The organism is Shigella sp. FC1661, from assembly GCF_001712525.1.
Classification (GTDB): Bacteria; Pseudomonadota; Gammaproteobacteria; order Enterobacterales; family Enterobacteriaceae; genus Escherichia; species Escherichia coli.
In genome coordinates, this window is sequence record NZ_MDGW01000397.1 from 1 (window position 1) to 827 (window position 827).

At 48.1% G+C, this 827-nt stretch carries 3 pseudogenes; all 3 read left to right on the forward strand.

The window, feature by feature from the left end:
* Positions 1–292: pseudogene (locus tag BFF42_RS18865) on the forward strand (IS1-like element IS1X2 family transposase); the annotation flags it as partial.
* Between the two features lie 15 nt (positions 293–307).
* Positions 308–466: pseudogene (locus BFF42_RS18870) on the forward strand (fimbria/pilus outer membrane usher protein); the annotation flags it as partial.
* Positions 467–536: 70 nt separating this feature from the next.
* Positions 537–827, forward strand: a pseudogene (locus BFF42_RS18875) (transposase); the annotation flags it as partial.

The following is an 827-nucleotide window of genomic DNA, read 5'->3' on the forward strand; positions in this document are numbered from 1 at the left end:
GGCGCACGTCTTCGGTGAACGCACTCTGGCCACACTGGAGCGTCTTCTGAGCCTGCTGTCGGCCTTTGAGGTCGTGGTATGGATGACGGATGGCTGGCCGCTGTATGAATCACGCCTGAAGGGAAAGCTGCACGTTATCAGCAAGCGTTACACTCAGCGCATTGAGCGACATAATCTGAATCTGAGACAACATCTGGCAAGGCTGGGACGGAAGTCACTGTCGTTCTCAAAATCGGTGGAGCTGCATGACAAGGTCATCGGGCATTATCTGAACATAAAACACTATCAGTAAGTTGGAGTCATTACCCTCATTCTTGGTGAGTCTTATACAACGGGCGAAACCTTTGATTCTGTCAGTATCCGCGGCATTCGTTTATACAGCGACAGCCGCATGTTGCCTCCGACATTAGCGAGTTTTGCGCCTATCATTCATGGCGTTGCTAATACCAACGCCAAAGTCACTATGAAGTGGCACACTGAATTTGGCCACCTGAACAGAGGTAATATGCTCACCTCAGAACAACACAGGTGCTCCAATGAAAAAAAGAAATTTTAGCGCAGAGTTTAAACGCGAATCCGCTCAACTGGTTGTTGACCAGAAATACACGGTGGCAGATGCCGCCAAAGCTATGGATGTTGGCCTTTCCACAATGACAAGATGGGTCAAACAACTGCGTGATGAGCGTCAGGGCAAAACACCAAAAGCCTCTCCGATAACACCAGAACAAATCGAAATACGTAAGCTGAGGAAAAAGCTACAACGCATTGAAATGGAGAATGAAATATTAAAAAAGGCTACCGCGCTCTTGATGTCAGACTCCCTGAAC